The 16424-nt window shown below is 46.0% G+C and carries 24 protein-coding genes and 1 pseudogene; 5 read left to right on the forward strand and 20 right to left on the reverse strand.

Going from position 1 to position 16424, the window contains the following annotated elements; all coding sequences use genetic code 11:
* Positions 1–341: 341 nt before the first annotated feature.
* Both L2097_RS09590 and L2097_RS25695 read right to left on the reverse strand, forming a co-directional pair.
* On the reverse strand, positions 342–488 hold the full coding sequence (locus L2097_RS09590) for a hypothetical protein (RefSeq protein ID WP_250352723.1): 147 nt from the start codon (positions 486–488) through the stop codon (positions 342–344).
* Between the two features lie 45 nt (positions 489–533).
* Entirely contained in the window at positions 534–656 is a 123-nt protein-coding gene (locus L2097_RS25695; protein ID WP_277922283.1) for a hypothetical protein, read from the reverse strand.
* A gap of 1361 nt (positions 657–2017) precedes the next feature.
* Here L2097_RS25695 and L2097_RS09595 point away from each other — a divergent pair.
* Entirely contained in the window at positions 2018–2227 is a 210-nt protein-coding gene (locus L2097_RS09595; RefSeq protein ID WP_250352724.1) for a hypothetical protein, read from the forward strand.
* Positions 2228–2238: 11 nt separating this feature from the next.
* On the opposite strand, the pseudogene L2097_RS09600 reads toward L2097_RS09595, so the two are convergent.
* The 6 genes and pseudogenes from L2097_RS09600 to L2097_RS09625 form a co-directional block, all read right to left on the reverse strand.
* Positions 2239–2358, reverse strand: a pseudogene (locus tag L2097_RS09600) (lysis system i-spanin subunit Rz); the annotation flags it as partial.
* A gap of 96 nt (positions 2359–2454) precedes the next feature.
* A complete protein-coding gene (locus tag L2097_RS09605; protein WP_250352725.1) occupies positions 2455–2628 on the reverse strand; it encodes a GnsA/GnsB family addiction module toxin in 174 nt (57 codons plus the stop codon).
* An 88-nt stretch (positions 2629–2716) separates the two neighbouring features.
* On the reverse strand, positions 2717–2944 hold the full coding sequence (locus L2097_RS09610) for a hypothetical protein (protein WP_250352726.1): 228 nt from the start codon (positions 2942–2944) through the stop codon (positions 2717–2719).
* Positions 2945–4000: 1056 nt separating this feature from the next.
* Positions 4001–4462: a lysis protein gene (locus L2097_RS09615; RefSeq protein ID WP_250352727.1), complete on the reverse strand. Its 462-nt coding sequence runs from the start codon at positions 4460–4462 to the stop codon at positions 4001–4003.
* On the reverse strand, positions 4459–4944 hold the full coding sequence (locus L2097_RS09620) for a lysozyme (protein ID WP_502799296.1): 486 nt from the start codon (positions 4942–4944) through the stop codon (positions 4459–4461). Before L2097_RS09620 ends, L2097_RS09615 begins: the two co-directional genes overlap by 4 nt.
* Positions 4944–5249 (reverse strand): hypothetical protein, encoded by a 306-nt coding sequence (locus L2097_RS09625; protein ID WP_250352728.1) that lies wholly within the window; start codon positions 5247–5249, stop codon positions 4944–4946. The genes L2097_RS09620 and L2097_RS09625 overlap by 1 nt, the downstream gene beginning before the upstream one ends.
* A 175-nt stretch (positions 5250–5424) precedes the next feature.
* Here L2097_RS09625 and L2097_RS09630 point away from each other — a divergent pair, with 175 nt between their 5' ends.
* Positions 5425–5622: a hypothetical protein gene (locus L2097_RS09630; RefSeq protein ID WP_250352729.1), complete on the forward strand. Its 198-nt coding sequence runs from the start codon at positions 5425–5427 to the stop codon at positions 5620–5622.
* 919 nt (positions 5623–6541) lie between these two features.
* Positions 6542–6802: a hypothetical protein gene (locus L2097_RS09635; RefSeq protein ID WP_250352730.1), complete on the forward strand. Its 261-nt coding sequence runs from the start codon at positions 6542–6544 to the stop codon at positions 6800–6802.
* 441 nt (positions 6803–7243) lie between these two features.
* On the opposite strand, the gene L2097_RS09640 is transcribed toward L2097_RS09635, so the two are convergent.
* From L2097_RS09640 to L2097_RS09660, 6 genes are all read right to left on the reverse strand, one after another.
* Positions 7244–8002 carry an antitermination protein gene (locus L2097_RS09640; RefSeq protein WP_250352731.1) on the reverse strand — a complete coding sequence of 253 codons (759 nt, stop codon included), beginning with the start codon at positions 8000–8002 and terminating at the stop codon, positions 7244–7246.
* The gene (locus tag L2097_RS25900; protein WP_502799297.1) at positions 7999–8124 is read right to left on the reverse strand and encodes a PPVAKH motif-containing phage-derived small protein; all 126 of its coding nucleotides are present in this window, start codon (positions 8122–8124) and stop codon (positions 7999–8001) included. Before L2097_RS25900 ends, L2097_RS09640 begins: the two co-directional genes overlap by 4 nt.
* A complete protein-coding gene (locus L2097_RS09645) occupies positions 8121–8411 on the reverse strand; it encodes a DUF1364 domain-containing protein (protein ID WP_250352732.1) in 291 nt (96 codons plus the stop codon). Before L2097_RS09645 ends, L2097_RS25900 begins: the two co-directional genes overlap by 4 nt.
* Positions 8411–8866, reverse strand: a complete 456-nt coding sequence (locus tag L2097_RS09650; RefSeq protein ID WP_250352733.1) for a YbcN family protein — start codon at positions 8864–8866, stop codon at positions 8411–8413. Before L2097_RS09650 ends, L2097_RS09645 begins: the two co-directional genes overlap by 1 nt.
* A 180-nt stretch (positions 8867–9046) precedes the next feature.
* Positions 9047–9337: a hypothetical protein gene (locus tag L2097_RS09655; protein ID WP_250352734.1), complete on the reverse strand. Its 291-nt coding sequence runs from the start codon at positions 9335–9337 to the stop codon at positions 9047–9049.
* Positions 9321–9575 carry a hypothetical protein gene (locus tag L2097_RS09660; RefSeq protein WP_250352735.1) on the reverse strand — a complete coding sequence of 85 codons (255 nt, stop codon included), beginning with the start codon at positions 9573–9575 and terminating at the stop codon, positions 9321–9323. Before L2097_RS09660 ends, L2097_RS09655 begins: the two co-directional genes overlap by 17 nt.
* 192 nt (positions 9576–9767) lie before the next feature.
* Between L2097_RS09660 and L2097_RS09665 the strand changes: the two genes are divergently transcribed.
* The gene (locus L2097_RS09665; protein WP_250352736.1) at positions 9768–10229 is read left to right on the forward strand and encodes a hypothetical protein; all 462 of its coding nucleotides are present in this window, start codon (positions 9768–9770) and stop codon (positions 10227–10229) included.
* Positions 10230–10449: 220 nt separating this feature from the next.
* On the opposite strand, the gene L2097_RS09670 is transcribed toward L2097_RS09665, so the two are convergent.
* From L2097_RS09670 to L2097_RS09695, 6 genes are all read right to left on the reverse strand, one after another.
* Positions 10450–11328, reverse strand: coding sequence for an NgoMIV family type II restriction endonuclease (locus L2097_RS09670; protein WP_250352737.1), 879 nt, complete (start codon positions 11326–11328; stop codon positions 10450–10452).
* A 13-nt stretch (positions 11329–11341) separates the two neighbouring features.
* The gene (locus L2097_RS09675; protein WP_250352738.1) at positions 11342–12460 is read right to left on the reverse strand and encodes a DNA cytosine methyltransferase; all 1119 of its coding nucleotides are present in this window, start codon (positions 12458–12460) and stop codon (positions 11342–11344) included.
* A gap of 336 nt (positions 12461–12796) precedes the next feature.
* Entirely contained in the window at positions 12797–13510 is a 714-nt protein-coding gene (locus L2097_RS09680) for a replication protein P (RefSeq protein ID WP_250352739.1), read from the reverse strand.
* Positions 13494–14477, reverse strand: a complete 984-nt coding sequence (locus tag L2097_RS09685) for a phage replication protein O (protein ID WP_250352740.1) — start codon at positions 14475–14477, stop codon at positions 13494–13496. The genes L2097_RS09680 and L2097_RS09685 overlap by 17 nt, the downstream gene beginning before the upstream one ends.
* A gap of 184 nt (positions 14478–14661) precedes the next feature.
* Positions 14662–15213: a toxin YdaT domain-containing protein gene (locus L2097_RS09690; protein ID WP_250352741.1), complete on the reverse strand. Its 552-nt coding sequence runs from the start codon at positions 15211–15213 to the stop codon at positions 14662–14664.
* A 43-nt stretch (positions 15214–15256) separates the two neighbouring features.
* The gene (locus L2097_RS09695) at positions 15257–15478 is read right to left on the reverse strand and encodes a transcriptional regulator (protein WP_250352742.1); all 222 of its coding nucleotides are present in this window, start codon (positions 15476–15478) and stop codon (positions 15257–15259) included.
* Between the two features lie 104 nt (positions 15479–15582).
* On the opposite strand from L2097_RS09695, the gene L2097_RS09700 reads away from it, so the two are divergent.
* Positions 15583–16287 (forward strand): S24 family peptidase, encoded by a 705-nt coding sequence (locus L2097_RS09700; RefSeq protein ID WP_250352743.1) that lies wholly within the window; start codon positions 15583–15585, stop codon positions 16285–16287.
* The last annotated feature ends 137 nt before the right edge of the window (positions 16288–16424 follow it).

Genomic DNA, 16424 nt, shown 5'->3' on the forward strand with positions numbered 1-16424 from the left:
ATATTTGATGAGGTAAAGTAACCATAATCATGTCGGTTACTACATAATATGTTTCTGTTTTGTCCTGTTGCGGGGGTACCTCGCATAAGTACATTACACCCCTAAGCACATGAATTTTTACGTCCTGAGTCCCATCAGTGATTTGCTGCCAAACTGGGGTAATTATCATATCTCTCATCGACATAGTTTCTCCAGATGGAGTGTTTAATCCTTGCCAGATGTAATAAGGATAAGGTTCATAACGAGAAGAGTGTACAATTACAATCCTTCGCATGGAGTGGTATGACTGTTCTACAAATTTATGTCGGTAAAGAGAAAAAAACCGCCCGAAGGCGGCTATGCTAAAAAGGCTTTAAGGGTTTATCTGGATCATTAATGTCAGGCAAATCAGGTTCGAAAGGCTCCTCATCTGGAGGTAACCATTCGGGATCATCCGGTACTGGTTTGTCTGATGGCAGTGGGTCATCGTAATTGGATTGCTGAGACATAATACCTCCAGCATCTTTAAATTTCTTTACGTGAAAACCAGACCGTTATTTTTTATCGCGGTTAGGTTTATTGTTTTCCGAGTGATTTCGTTTATCAGAATCGGAACGCTTATCAGATTCTTTTTCTTTTTCTTTTTCATGGGCAATATTCGAGCCGTGGATATTCATGGTTAACTCCATTTGTGGTTGCAGTATTTTACCGCCATTTGATAGTAGCTGGCAAAGTGAAATAATGCGAGCGTCACGGCTGGTGCTATTTTTGACTTAAAAACCGCTTCGACGATGAAATAAAAGAACAAAATCCCCTTCCCATTCAAACCAAAAACTGCGCACACTTCCAAAAACACACCTTACTTATTAATTCAATTGAGCTTTTATTTATGGCGTTTTTTAAATAAAAATTAAGGTGTTTTTCAAATTTGTTATTCATAATTAAATAAAATAAAAAGCGCTCCTTAGTCTCGTTTAACCAGTTAACAGCATAATTAATAAGAATATTCCACCTTTCGTTCGTCATTAGCAAACTAGCTTAATCATGATTATTTAATATAAATTCTTATACTCATATCCATTCGCTCTGAAAAGCACATACTCGTAAACTTAGAACGTAACGAATGGTGCTTATTGTACCATACTCGAAATAGATGGATTTCCCATTCAAAGAGATTTTTATTCCAGGTACTGTTGACGAACATACCTCTGCAGGCCAGTTAATTGGCTTGTAACGGTTTCAATTTACTCTCTGAGACGCCAAAAATCCCGTTCAGCAGCGTCGGTAAGCGTCAACGTCGCATCATCAACCCGTGCGCTTTCCTGCATCGTCACCAGTATTCGGTGAAAGTCTGCTCTAACGATAACGATAACGATATGCGCACACTAAGATAAATCTGGATAGAACGGCAAGATAAGATTTATCCCACGCTTACGCTTGTTAAATATGCATATCCACCAAAACTTAAGTCGACTCATAAGGCAAGAGCGCCTCGCCGGGGCTGATCTCAAGGATGAGATTGAACTCCTCTAATCAGTTCTGGCTGACCCGCCTAAAGCCCATAAAAGCTGATCTGCATTATTGATTATTTAGCCCTGCCACGATGGGGCTTTTTTTTCAGATAAAGATTAAACACTGATGAGAGACCACCGGTATACACAAACTGTTCACTAACACTATGGGCAAATTCTCATACTAACGCATGCTTTGGATGCAAAACTACCGTAGTACCATCGAGCAATCAGACCACTGCCTTCTGGTGCTTATCGTGAGTAAGAATCATTTTTCGCTGGGTAGGGGGGATTTGTATGCTCTATGTTATGGCTGATGGCCTATCGAAAATCTTTTCGTCGGAAAAGCCGACAGGTACTGCCTGGTTGATGATTTTTGGAGGCGCTATCGCTATTTCAGGCATTCTCGCTGTTATTTTTGGTCGTTCAAATTCTTAGCTCTTAACGGTATAAGTCGCCGTGTCAGCCCCAGTGGGTTCACCCCACTCGAATTTAGTACAAACGTTTCTTCACGAGGAAAGACTGTCATGCCTACAGTGAAAGCTATTAGTTTAGAGCAAGCTCATGAGCTGCTTAAGTCCGGAAAGCACAAGGCGGTCGAGTTAGATTTCGATGTTGATGCTGATGCCTTTTTTGCACTTTCTTCTGGGTATTGCGAGCACGGAGCAAAAATATCACGACATGAAAATCATTTCGTTATAAAGCCGCAGAGAGCAGAAATCCCAGCACTTAATTAAGTCTTGTTCAGTCAGTCCTTGCACTGCTCACGGACATATTGTTGCAGGCCCGTCAGTTGTTTGGTGACTGTTTCGATTCGCTCTCTGAGGGTGAAATAATCCCGTTCAGCGGCGTCAGTAAGTCGGGCAGACTGCAAACCCATGCTCATTCTTGCATTATCGCAGGCACTCAGTGAATGCCTGCTGTAATGCCAATAAAAAAGGCCGCCTAAGCAGCCCCTTCTACTTTACATAAGCTTTATTTTTACTTTATACCCCTCAAGACCAGACATGGTCTCATTCGGTATAAACTCGATCTCAGAAACCTCTTTGCCTGTTTTTTTGCGCAGCTCAGCAATTTTTTTAGTAATAAGAGCAGAAATTTCTTCCTCAGCTTTACGCTCCAGTTCTTCGTGTTTCATGCACGATCTCCTTTTTCACACACAACCTTTTATAAATCATAGGTTATCTTCCTGGAAGGCGCTTAGGAATCATCATCACGGATATTTCCTAAAGAAGCCGGTTAGCCGCACTGACTATCTCTTCTGTAGAAAGCTCTCTGTCGGAAGCGACATAAATTTCAGTATGATCGCCCGCTATCGAGTGAGCTCCTAAGCGCATGATATTGAGATGGGTTTCTTCCCCATTTGGATAATTGCGCATTATTGTTGTCACAGCTTTGATTGTCTGTATCACCACAACCGGCTGCGCATTGAAGAACACCAGTACTTTTTTCATTTTGTACCTTGCTACAGGTCTGCTGCATGTAATTGAGCATCTGATAAATATCATCAGAAAAGGCCGCACAAAATGAGTGCGGCCTTGATTAATGTTAGCCGGGCAAGATGCAACCTGTATCCCTGGAGCCACCCAGAAGGAGACAGGAAATCTGGCCGGGGTAACAGGCTCTGCCATCTGGTGTTGGCTTTGCTGACAGAACCATTATTGAGACTATTGCATTAATAGGAATTAGCAAATTTTATTTATCAAACCAATCGGTAAAATTTATCAACAGATTGATTCCATTCATATTTATTGAAATAAATATTAAAATCAATGAGTTATTGACTTTTTTGCGAAACAACTTTCAGACTTTGCCCGCGCACATACTCTTTAAAGCCGCATCTGTCATTGGAGGACTGTTTCGATTTGCTCTATGAGGGTGAAATCCCGCAGCGGTGTCTTTCGCATTTTCGATGCTCATCAGATAAGGGCTTCATAATAACAATAAAAAAGGCCGCCTTAGCGACCTGTGATTTATTCTTGCTGAATCATGACTTCAACCTGCCATCTTTCTTCTACGACGTAATTCCATCGCTGACTGCTTCTTATCCAGTTCTTATATACAACGATCTCATCGTCACCGTCTTTTATGATTTGAACGAGATGGCACTTTTGCTTTCGCAAGTGCCATATCTTTGGCATATCCATAACAACCTCGACTAAGTTGCTCGTCATGTTACCAATGGCAGGCGCGACGGTTTCGCCGTTCGGGAGCTATCCTAGCCATGAATGACATTATCACAGGCACTCAGGGAATACCTGTAATAATGCCTAACACAGGCAAAGATGTCGTAAGATAAATCTTAATACGCTTAATGCTTTGAATTTATCCCACGCTTACGCTTGTTAAATATTGGTTCCTTACAACACTTGTTACGAATCATAAGGCAAAAGCGCCTCGCTAGGGCTGATCTCAAGGATGAGTTTTAACTCCTCTAATCAGTTCAGGCATGCACGCTTCAAGCCCAAAAAAGTTGTTCTGCATATTTAGCCCTACACGATGGGGCTTTTTTATTTCAGACACTGCTCACGCACATACGCTTGCAGACCAGTTAATTGGCTGGTGATGGTTTCGATTCTCTCTCTGAGGGTGAAATAATCCCGTTCAGCGGCGTCAGTAAGTCGGGGGCTGGTTGCATCATCCACGCCGGGGGCGCTGGTCGTTCCGTTCTTTGGACATGTTGCGTTGATGTGCAGCCCACACTTACCAGTGCTAACGCAACGCTGCAGATCTTCAAGCTGCTTTTTAGCATCTGCCAGTTCTCCGGTGTATTTAGCGTCGAGAGTGGCAACGTCTCGCTGACGCGTTGTCATATCGCTAATAGTTTCATTCGCCAGCGTCAGCGCGCTGGTTGCCTTGTCGCGCTGCTCTTTGTAGTTCAGTGCATTGTCACGGTAGTGATTAACACCCCATGCAAGCGAGACAATCAGCAGGATGATGGCAGTTATAATAATGGCAGTTACGCGGCTCATTTCTGGCCCCACATGCAAACCTCACGCTCAAGATCGCGCCGATTGATTAATCCCTGCCATTTGCGGCCACCAGCATAAATCCACTGACGCAGGCCATCGCAGGCCGCCTGGTAATTCCCGGCGTTGAGGTGACGCAGAACGGCAGACCGCTCAAACGCCGTTACACCAACGTTGTAGCTGAACGTGATAAGAGCTGCTTTCTGGTATTCACTGACCGGGACCTTAACAGAGCGGTCAACAGAACGAGCAAAAGGCACCAGGTCTTTTTGCAGTAGCGCACGGCATTCTGTATCACTGTACTTTTTACCCGGCTTAATATCGGGACCAGTGTGCCCGTAGCAAACGGTGAGGATGCCAGCCACATCGTAATAAGGTGCGTATTTCACCCCCTCAAGGTCGGGGATCATCGTACCGGCTATTGCCAGAGAACCAGCACCAGCCATCGCCAGTAATTTGTTTCGTAACGCCGGAGACATCGCCATTATTCACCCACCTTTTCCAGAGCAGATACTGCCACCTGAACCGCCGCCGGGCGCTCGCTGTGAGGCTTGTCTTTCACCTCGTCGAGATAGCTACTGAGCATCTGAGTTCGCTTTTCGTCCTCTTTACGTCGGCGGCGAGCATCAATCCGACCGTTCACGTATGATGCAAGAGAAATAACAACACCGATCAAACCAAAGGCCATGTACACGACATCCTGTGTCGCCAGTCCTAGGCCAGCGGCAATCGTTGCCAGCCACGCGAAAAATTGCGTGACAATGTTTCCGGGTTGGTCATTCATTTTCATGGTCTCTCACCTCGCTGATCAGCGGGTGCTGGGCATATAGTTGTGAAAGGAACAAACATGAGGAAACGATTCTGCATATCTGCATTTATCGATAGGTCAATAAATTATGCAGAATTAATCCTGTCAAACCATTTATAAAACTGTCATGATGCGTTTTTGATATACGAGATGTGTCATGAAAGATGAAGACTGGATTATCGGGAGAACTGCCTTTGACATTCTCGAATCAGGCTCAGAACAACGCGTAACTAAAGCCTTGCTCATTGAGTCTCTCACGCGCAAATATTTATATATTTATGAAAACAGCACTTCCATAGAGGAAATTTTGCTATATGAATCAGCACTTAAGATAATAAAAAACCCACCAGAATAAATGACACATTTCTGATTGTAATTTTTAAAAAAACCACTCCGCTACAATCCAAAAATTTTTCTGTTGCGAAAAATTGATTTTCATCATGTGATTACCAGAAAATTAAAACAGTTAAAAATCATCCAGAAAACTTTCGAGATTAAAGAAACCTTAATAAAGGAATCCCTGAAAGTAATTTATTAATTAAACCACCTTATAATCCATCACTCTACAAAAACATCACTACACTCGCGATCTGCAAATAGCCAAACAGCAATAAAACATTAAGCCGGGCTAAATACATAATTCAGCCACGCTAAATAAAACCACAACCGAAAATTCAAACCAAAAATAAAAGCAACAAAACATTAGACATTTAGGTGGAGGATGCCATAGTTTAATTAAGGTTAGTAAATAAGAATAACCGTGTGTAGTAATATTTAGGGAGTGTCAGATGTCGATGCTCCCCTATTTTTAAGCATTTAAAACACTGCGTGCAGAATAATTTGTAATTCAATTAGACCCGGTTCAAAAATGCGGCGGATTCTGTCTTTAAGCTGTGGTGCCAAAAGCATCCCCTCGGCGAAAACTAACTAGCTTCTATACCCAGCACGTGCAGCGTCTACAAACTCATGAACAATGTTCCCTGTACATGGGGATTCAGTGTCAACCCTTTCGCTCAGATGGCATAGCCATAACTCATGGCATACTCAACTTCAATCTGGTTGAGGTGCATTGCGCTTGATTTGGTTGCAAGGCTTGTTACATCTAACCTGAAAATACTTAAGTCGAAAAAACAGCAGGTGTTCTTTGAGACCTGGTTCACTATGCAGGAACCTGATATCGCCTATGTTAAGTACAAGTACTCAATTTTTTACCTGCACTTAAACTTGTCCGCTAGCCGCCGATAAGCAAGCAGCAAAAGTATCTGGAGGTAATTATGGCAGATGTAATTTTCGTTTTTCCCAAAGGGGTTATTCACAGAAAAGAATATCTTTTCAAAGCCCTTAACGTGGATTATGAAGTTAACACTGATGCTATTGATACAGACAAGCTGATGATAAATTGCAATGGTTGTTGGAAAAAGAGTGATTTTGCAGAACTTACCAACGCGCTTAGGCTAACAATCTGTCGAAGCGAAAATTTAGGAACAGATTCAGACGATGAAAAACACGTATGGTCATTTCACTATCCGAAATAGCAGCTTTCGCAATTAAAAAAAGCCTGCTCGGACGAACAGGCTACAAAATATCAGGAAAAGACTTCTATCATGTGGCGCCGGGTGCCTCCCGGTGAAACGCTGACTGGCTGCAACGTTCCGCATGCATATAAACAAGGCTACCAGTAATGCCCCACCGCAGAGGGGGATTCACCACTCAGGTAATGTAACTTTACATTAATATAGCGTCAACAATTGAGCTTCGGCCGCCAAAATAATCACAACCAAACCAGTTGAAGGAATGGTCCAGCGACCGAAGAAAGCGGCCTCTGCGCAAGCGGCTGAATACAAAAAAGCCCCGCGAAATGCGAGGCTCTGAATTTGTTGCTTACGAACAGGTAGAAAATCCCATCATTGGAATAATCCTAACCACTTATTTTGAACATTGCAAGCATCGTGTCGGTAAAATTCGCAAAGATGGTGCTAACGTGTCACTTTCCGTAATTGTGCCTCTGCGTAAGCCTCTTCCTGCCAGCATTTCGTCACCAGCTTATCTATCACCTCTGCGTATCCGCTGTACCACTGATATTGAGTAAGGTCAGGAACTATCTTTTCCACAATGACACGCGCCAGGGTGCTAGGCACACGGCTGAACCGGTTTCCATTGCAGCGACCGCAAACCTTCATGACAGGGACACCAATCAGCTTTGTGCGCTTCTCATCGATGACAGTTCCCTTCCCTTTGCATCCGCGACAGGCTGTACTGATAACCCCCTTTCCATCACATGGCTTACAGATGTCCTCAACCTGTTCATTTTTAATTTTTGGCTCGACGCCCTTAACTCCCGGATGCTTAACAACATCCATTTCAGAGCGGAGGATCCCCTTTCCATCACAGTGAGGACAGATTGATTTACTGGCCGCAGACCGGGAATAATCGGTATACGCAAACTGCACCAGAACAGCCAATATTTCGGTGCGTGCTTTATCGCTGAGTTTCATCAGTACGGGATTTCTAAGAGATTGTGCGTGACGCATCAGACCATCTATCGCTGTCTGCGGATCGCTGATTCCAACCTTTGCCAGGAACAGCGAGAATCCCAAAGGAGCCTTTGACTGAACCATTCCCTGAGCGGCCATGACATCGGTTATTGATAAAGCATCAGTGTTGGTCGCCGGAGTTTCATCATTGAGCTTCGGTGATTTTGGCGAATAGAATTTCGGCAATGATTCGAGGTTCATGCTGCTGCTCCCGCTGTTTGCTGTGTGGTCTGTTTAACTGGCTTGCTGTGGCGCTTTATAGCGGGCAGTTTCGCCCGAGCTACGCTTTCAAACTGGTACCGTATGTAATGGTCGATGCTCACGCTTTCACCTTACCCTCTTTCAGCCAGATAACCTGCGTGCGGGCCATCCCCTCCAGTGCGCAGACATGCGCATATTCGGCATCGACCAGCCGGGTGCGGCGATCGATTTCGTCATGGCAGGCTGAGCATGCGATAGTTGCAATGAGGTCAGGCGGTTTAATACCTGTGCCGCATAAGCCGGCGAGGCGAACATGTGCCAGAACGCTGGTTTCATCGTTGCCGTTACAGACGCCGGGTATGCGCACCTGACATTCACGTCCGCGAGCTGCTTTGCATAAGTTAGTCATTACGCCTCCTGCTTATCGCGTAATTGCTGAAACTCGCAATTCTGTGGAATGGTCAGGGCCAGGCCAAATTGCGCGCACCAGGCTTCGACTTTACAGAGGAAATCGTGCATTTCCCCGGTATCCAGATCGGAGGTATGCCGCGGCTCCCAGTGAGTCGTTTTCTCTCCGGTAATAAAGTCGGTGTAGGTGACCTCTGTACAGCCGAGATAGGTTTTCTTGAGATTTCGCTTAACCCATTCCGGTGTCGCGTCAGTACGCCCGGATTTGATGAGATACTCGCTGATTTCGGAGTACCACATATGACTGAGGCTGTTCTGAGAAATGCTGCGCTTCTCGCGCCAGGGCTTTATATGGAGGCGATAGCACTGACCATCGTTAAGGAACGGCTGGAGTTGCTGACCGACAGCAGCAAAATTGCCGCGGTGGAGTTTGATGCCGTCTTGAGGAAAGTTCACGCTTCACCTCCAAAGAGGCTAAACGCAGAATGCAGAAAAACCTCAGCATCGAATGACACTGACGGCAAAGAGGCATGTTTAGATTGTTCGCGCATTTAAGTCCCCTCAAATGCGCACAGGTCGTCAGTTGTTCAGGCTGATACTGGTATTATGAACAGGTGATTATAGAAAATCAAACACTCACTCTAAAGTAATCTGGCCTTTGAATTTATAGAGAAAATGCTTAACGCTATCTATTTTTCTTTCTTTTTCATCAACCCTGCCGGAAGCATCATCCGCGTAAATAATTGCTGAACTGAGTTGTTCTTCAACATAATCGTCAAGATCGTGTCGAATTGTATGATGGAAGTATTTTGCGAGATCCAGATAAGGTTTGGCTGCGGCTTTTGTTCTGGCATTCGAAGCGTTCAAAAGCGCCCTTTCGATATCTTCATACACCTTTTTGGTGACTTTGTTACTTGGACCGATCATTTTCACACACCTCAGTCAATTCGATGTCGCGGCAGTCGCCAGATTTTGGCGAGATACGTCTCCATCTACGCCAAAACCCATGTTCCTGCCGAATATTGCTTTCAGATGTTATTTTGTTATGAATAGTCGTTGGAGGGCTGGCTAAGATATCTTCAAGTGACTCCCCCGCATCCAGTCTGGCGTAAATTTTGAAGTCCGCAGCTTCCGGGTTGGTTGGTTCCTTATTTCCATGACTCATAATGGCTCCTGAAAAAGGTCGATTACAAGAATTGTTTGTCGTTATGAATGTCTATCAACTCTCACAGATTGGTCTCGACAAGAGCATCTTGTATTTTGGCTACTAAATCCCCTCTGACAATTTACCCCCTCGTTTTGCCTGACACCTTACGGTAGGATAATTAAGCCTAAATCAGAAGGGATACTGCATCACATGAATTCATCTCTTTTTATCACAATCCTCAGCGGTGTCACTGTGTTCATTGTGGGTCAAATCATTATGAAATGCGCTTTGGAACCATACGTCGCCTTCAAAGAGCAAACTGGTAAAATTTCATCACTTCTTTTGCGGGAACAGGCAAAGATAACAAATGGAAATGCAAATAACGAACTAGTGTTTGCCTTAAAAGAAGCCGCAGCGTTATTAATCGCAAAATCTAAAGCAATACCTTGCTACTCATCATTTTCAACGACAGGACTTTTACCGCCTTACAATAAAGTCATTGAAGCCGCACAGTACTTGAACTTAATTGCATCAAAGCTGGAGCAGTACACTAGCCCCATTACTTCTGCTCCAGATTCTGTAAAGATGGCGGCCCTTAAAAGCTTCCAAGTTTACTTTTCAAAAATAAGTGACAACCTAAACATTGTTGTCACTTATGAAATTAAGCCTTAGATGGAATTGCCCGTAGAGCTACGCGGCGCCCACCTATTTTGCAATGCATATCTCAGGCAAATTGGCCCTCACCAACCCCTTAGTGAATTGCGGCGGAACGGTGTTGCCGCAGCGGGCATATGCATGTCTTACACATACTTTGTACCGTTTTAGTCCTGGTTGATGATGTACCGCTTAGAGCCCATTGGGGCATTAAACTTTACTTATCGGCTCCTAAATTTCAGATAGCAAGGTCAAGAGGAAGATCCGAAATATCTTTCAATCGTTTACCATCAACCATCACTGAAAGCATGTCCTTAGCATCACTTAGCCCTAGTATTTCAACTGCTGATATAAGTTCATAGAGTGCAAAATGATAAACACAATCAATATCACCAGTACCAAGCGCTATTGACGCAAGGCGACTGGGGGTAGGTTCTGCAGTAACAACCATCACATGTGGCAGAGTTCCTTTTCGGTTACGAATAAGATTTAATGCCTCTGAACGGGCATTCTGAGCTCTATCGCTTCTTATTGTCCACTTACAGGATATGCTTGCGTGTAATATGGGCTTGCCACTGTTGGAACGCCTTAGAGCTGACATTCGAGTAACTGAATCATCCACAAGTATCTCGGGCAGGTTGATGACATGATCATCTTCAGGTTCTCGTTCTACGACAATATCAGGCGTAATCGTATAATCACTGCCCAAAGCAGCAGCAAGTTGAGCATTGCTTTTCGCAGCATGATCCAATGCTATAAGGTGGGCATATTGCTCATATTTCGCGATTTCAAGCCTGTTTCTAGCAGAAACCTGGTGCACATTCCATTTGCCAGGCCGTAAATGACCGAGTTTTAGAAATGTTTGTTGAACAAACTGTGCGCAAATATTTTCAAATTGATTACCTGATGTCTGGCCAGCTACACGCTCACCAATAGTCTCCGCCTGTAAGAGACGCGCTATTTCTCTCGCAATAGCCTTGCTGTTCTTGTTGCTGCTATCCGCATTACTAACCACTCCAGCAGCATTGATTGTGAGAGTGTTCAGCAATAGTTGAGCATGAAATGCTCGGCGTGCTTCGGCGAAGCCAGCCATGTTAGCTATCGAATCTCCATACATTTCTTCTTATCCTTCAGGCGGCTTTATCAGCGTTACTAAGCTTCTCTTTCTGTTCTTGCAGAACCCTGTAAACATATTCAGCAATTTTTGCAGCAAATGCTGGAGGGACTGCATTACCTATTTGTCGGGCAATTTCAGTTTTAGATCCAGTAAAAATAAAACTATCAGGGAATGACATTAGTCTCGCAGCTTCACGATGGGTTATCGGCCGATCTTCCTCTGGGTGCAAATACCGACCTTTTTCTGGTTTAAAGAATTCAGTGCGGATGGTTACGGAAGGTCTCTCCCACCAAAGACGGCCAAACAAATCAGTTCCTCCCGATTTCTTTTTAATCCAGCAGGCTGGTGTTATATCAGGTCGGTTTTTCTGCAAATCAAAACGATTACCGCCAGGGGGGACTGCTTTATATCGTTCCATTGATATTGCAGTTGGATTACGGCCAAAATGCAAATTCAGCGGTGGTAATTCATTGCGAATCTCCGTTCCCACAGGCGCTGGCAAGTCACTGATTACATCGCGGGTACAGATCCACTCGGGAAGATCACCCTCTTTATCAGGCGAACGATGACTCGGCGCAGGAGGAAAAACTGGAATAGTATCTACGTTAAATAATTCTTGTCTAACCCCAACAACTATCGTACGTTTTCTCGTTTGCGGAACTCCATAATCTGCTGTATTAAGCACCGTCGGATTAAGCAGGATAAAGCCCATGGATTCTGCTCTGAACGTAATATCAGAAAATTCATCGCTTGCCAGAAGTCCAGGAACATTTTCCATAACAAACATTCGGGCTCCGGAACGTTCAATAACGTCCATGTAAGGTTCCCAAAGAGCTCTTCGATGGTCGCCATCACGGTTCTTATTCAACAAACTGAACCCCTGACATGGAGGGCCGCCGATTACCACGTCCGCTTTCGGAACAGAGTTACTGGCCACCCATTCTTCAATGTTTGCCTGAATTCCATGCGAGTCGAAATTTGCATTGTAAGTATCTATAGCAGCCGCATCATTATCGATGGCAAGGATGCTTTCAAAGTAGTTGGACATTTCTCCACTGCAAAAGCCGTAGGATAATCCTCCAGCGCCACAAAAGAGATCTATCACCTTGAATCTATTAACTTCATTCATCATCGCACCATAGCCGGGACTGTCATACTCATCAATTTACCATATTTTCATGCTGTATAAATCCTCATATAAGCAAACAACATAATCTGGCGACAACTAACAAAACCTCATAAAGAGGCACGTTTACGCTCCATTTCCCCCTCCTCTTATTCATACCAGGATAGACTGGATGATTTGGAACGCCAACGCGTAATACGACCGGCTTGCGGTTCAGGTGCGACAGCAGGTTGTGCAATTTCTTACAGTTGCACCCCAGCAGCGTCTGAACCTGTCGGAGTGTTATGGTCTGGTTAATGCGCAAAAATTCGATAATCGACCATAGTGATTGGCTTGCTATAGTCACGCTCTCCCCCCTTTGAAACCGAACTTTGCCCGAATTTCCTGCACCTTCGACATGCTCTGCTCACGCGTCAGGGGCTTTGTACCCAGAACAGGAAGACGTGCCACAGGAGCCGGGATTTGCTCACCATTGCGAATACGTTTGACCATCTTCGCCAGTTCCTCAGCGGCCCGGCGGCGCAACTCTGCATCGCTGAGACCAGCAGAGCGCATCACCTGGTACAGTGTGGTGACCATCCAGTAGGTTGCGTGATTCGGCCATGGGTAGGATTCAGCATCCGGGTACTGCCCACGTGTGCGGCTGTACTGATAAACCATGTCCACGAGCTCAGCGGCATCCGGCAGGCCGATAGCAGCGCTCTCTTCGGCGCGGCACCAGGCGATAAACTGGCCCGGCGATGGCAGGAACGGCTTCGCCTGCTGGCGTGCTACGCGCATACCTGCGGCAACCTGCTCCAGGGTGGTGATCCCATTCTCCCGGAATGCCAGCAGCCACTGACGGCGGAACTCGTTCAGTTCCTCCTGGGTACGAAAATTGGCGATCGCAGCCGGGAACGCAGCGCGCAGTTGAGCAAACAAACCGTTGAAGACCTCGGCTACCTGCTGAGCTTCACGAACCGGTTCGCGGGCGTCCTGCACTTCCGGAAGGTTGTGAGCAATACGGCGGAAGTTTTCGCGATCGAAGTTTTGAAGCTGTTCAGAGAGACTTTTCATCGAGCACCCCATTGATCCAGTCGGTGTTGTTGAAGTCGATAGGCTGTGCGTGGCTGACATGGCTGTTACGACCCTGTCGTTTTGTGGTGAGCTTGTTCCACTGCTTACGCAGACTGCTTGGGCAAAGAATATTTTCACTCCAGAAGTGGTCCTGGCTGGCCCAGCGCAGCAGATCGCAAATTTCACGATGAGTTCGTTTGTCCTGCAGGCGCATCAGTCGGATGGTGTTAGCCCATTCAACCCACCTGGGCTCAGTGAGGCTGGCGTTAACCACCAGCAGCCGATCGTAAATCCAGCGGGCAGCCAACAAGTCTTCGGCAGTTCCCCAGGATTTACCTGCTGGCGTGTAGATCCCCCCTGCCGCTTCGGGATGTCGGGAAAGAAATTTTTCTGTAGCGTCGTCGGAGGATTCGCGAGAATTCTTCGACGAAGATCTTTTAATGTTTTTATTGTTGTTATTACCTTGTTGTTCATGATTCTCGGGGAAACGCTCGCCGTTATGCTCGCCTGAATGCGCGGCATCACCTTCCGAAGCCGCACCGTTACTGGCTTCGTCATGCGCGGGCTTAAGCTCGGAGATTTGCGCGGGATAATGCGCGGGTAAATCGTCCATTTTTTGAGCATATTCAGCATAATTTGTGATGGTTATCACACTGCCTTTTCGCTTCTCTCCTGACCGGGAAATCATCCCTTCTCGCTCAAAAACGTCCAGCATTCTGTCGACGGCGTGACGGCTGCATGGCTTACCCTCTCTGTCGCATAAATTCAGCCCCAGATCGGCTGAGGTGGTTACCAGTTGTCCGGTCTGCAGCGGCCACTGGCGCCCTTTGAAGTTCGCTGTGTACGGCTGGCGGGCAGCGCTGAGCAAAAGGTTGTCCCACAAAGTGCGCAGGAAAACATCTCTCGACCATGGCTGCTTAAGCACGCTCCGGTACAACGGGATGAATCCGGTTTTCTGGTTCTCCATCCGGTTGCTCCTGGCGGCGGAATGCGCCGCGAAATTTGCATAGGCGACGTTCGACATAGCTATGCCTCCCGCGCCTGGTGTTTTGAATTACTGTTTGTCATAATGACCTCGCAAATACTTCTCCGTTTTTGCACCGAAGGCCGGTACTGTTCGAGCAGTCCGGTCTTCACCCTTTCTGTAGTTTTCACATTGCCCCCAGCATCGAAGTAACCATCGACATCAGCGGCCCTACCTGCTCCGGCATAAGCCTGAATAGCGATGCAATGCCTTCGCTTACCTCCTTCAATTTTTGATGTTCTGGCGCGCCGAGCAGCACCGCCTGCTTTGCTTCGGAACATTCTTTCATCGCTGCAGCAATGCGGGACATCATGTCTTCTTGCGGTACTAACCGTGATCGGTACTCAAGCGGAAGAACGGCAAGAATTGCCGGGGTAAGAAGGCGCACATTGGCTTGTGCATATCCTGTATCAGCATCAAGCCAACGAAAGATTTTTTGCATCTGCCGCTGTGGTTCGGTGGGAATTACCAGTTCGTCGTTGCCAGTACGACGCCATTCGTCCGCGATAAGTGCTGCGACAAATTCCCGACTGCGGCAATCAGCTGCCCAGGCGCGTACTGCGCAACGAATAACCTTATGGTCGGGTAACGCTTTTTGACTTTTCCCATGATTTCGGTAAATCACCGGATCTGGTTTAAAAGCGTTATTCTTTTGATACGTAAGTGATTGCGTGTGCATTGCTTTCCCTTTCGTGAGTATTGCCGCCGGTCAGGCGGCGATGCTATTCAGCCGGTTGTGGGAACAACTGCGGCAAGTCGGGGCGAATTACGTAAGCCGGAATTTTTCCCTTAGTGGCACTGACAATACTGTCCACATGTTCCGGAGAAACTTTTGCCTTGCCGTGCAGCCACTTAAAAACTGCCTGCTGAGAAACGTTGCAGGCATCTCCAAGTTTCTTTTGAGAGCCAACGATGGCAATGGCGGTTTTTATGGCTTGGTTCATAACAACCTCCGTAGTTAGTACACTCGAAGAATAAAACCATGGTTGTACTTAGTCAACAACCATTTTCGTTTGATGATGTACAACTAGGGTTGTAAATTGAGATAATGAAAACGACACTTGCAGAAAGACTTAAAGAAGCCAGGAACGCGCAGGGCCTTACTCAAAAGGCACTGGGAGAACTTGTAGGAGTAAGCCAGGCCGCTATTCAAAAAATAGAGGCAGGCAAAGCTGAACAAACAACAAAATTAGTTGATATTGCTCGCGCGCTGAAAGTCCGACCTGAATGGCTGGGGTCAGGTTTGGGCGAAATGAAAGTTAGTAGCGATTCCCTGCCGCCGGAAAAAGAATGGGGCATTGTAGACGCGTGGGACAAAAATACGCCGCTACCATCTGATGAGGTGGAAGTGCCTTTCTTGAAGGATATTGAATTTGCTTGTGGCAATGGGCGTGTCCAGGATGAAGATCACAACGGTTTCAAGCTGAGGTTTTCAAAAGCGACACTGCGCCGGGTGGGAGCTAATACGGATGGTACTGGCGTGTTGTGTTTTCCGGCAGTAGGAAACAGCATGGAGCCGTTAATACCTGATGGCGCCACTGTGGCGATTAACTGCAACGATAAACGCATCGTGGATGGCAAAGTCTATGCCGTTAACCAGGATGGCTGGAAGCGCCTCAAAATGCTTTACCGCGTCGGTCCAGATCGTATCAGTCTTCGCAGCTACAACAGCCAAGAGCATCCTGACGAAGAGCATCCTTTGTCTGAGATTGAGATTATCGGGCGCATGTTCTGGTCTTCAATGCTGTGGTAATGACGGATCGGCACAGTAATGTGAGTTTGTGTGGGAAAGAGTCGTTTTGGTGGTTTGATAAATAGTTATTACCGTTTGTAAAAAATGTGATTTTACAAAGAGATTGGTTTGGGCAGCTTATGAAAATGGAAGTTTAA

The sequence above is a fragment of the Citrobacter sp. MNAZ 1397 genome (genome assembly GCF_023613995.1).
In the GTDB taxonomy this organism is placed as follows: domain Bacteria; phylum Pseudomonadota; class Gammaproteobacteria; order Enterobacterales; family Enterobacteriaceae; genus Phytobacter; species Phytobacter ursingii.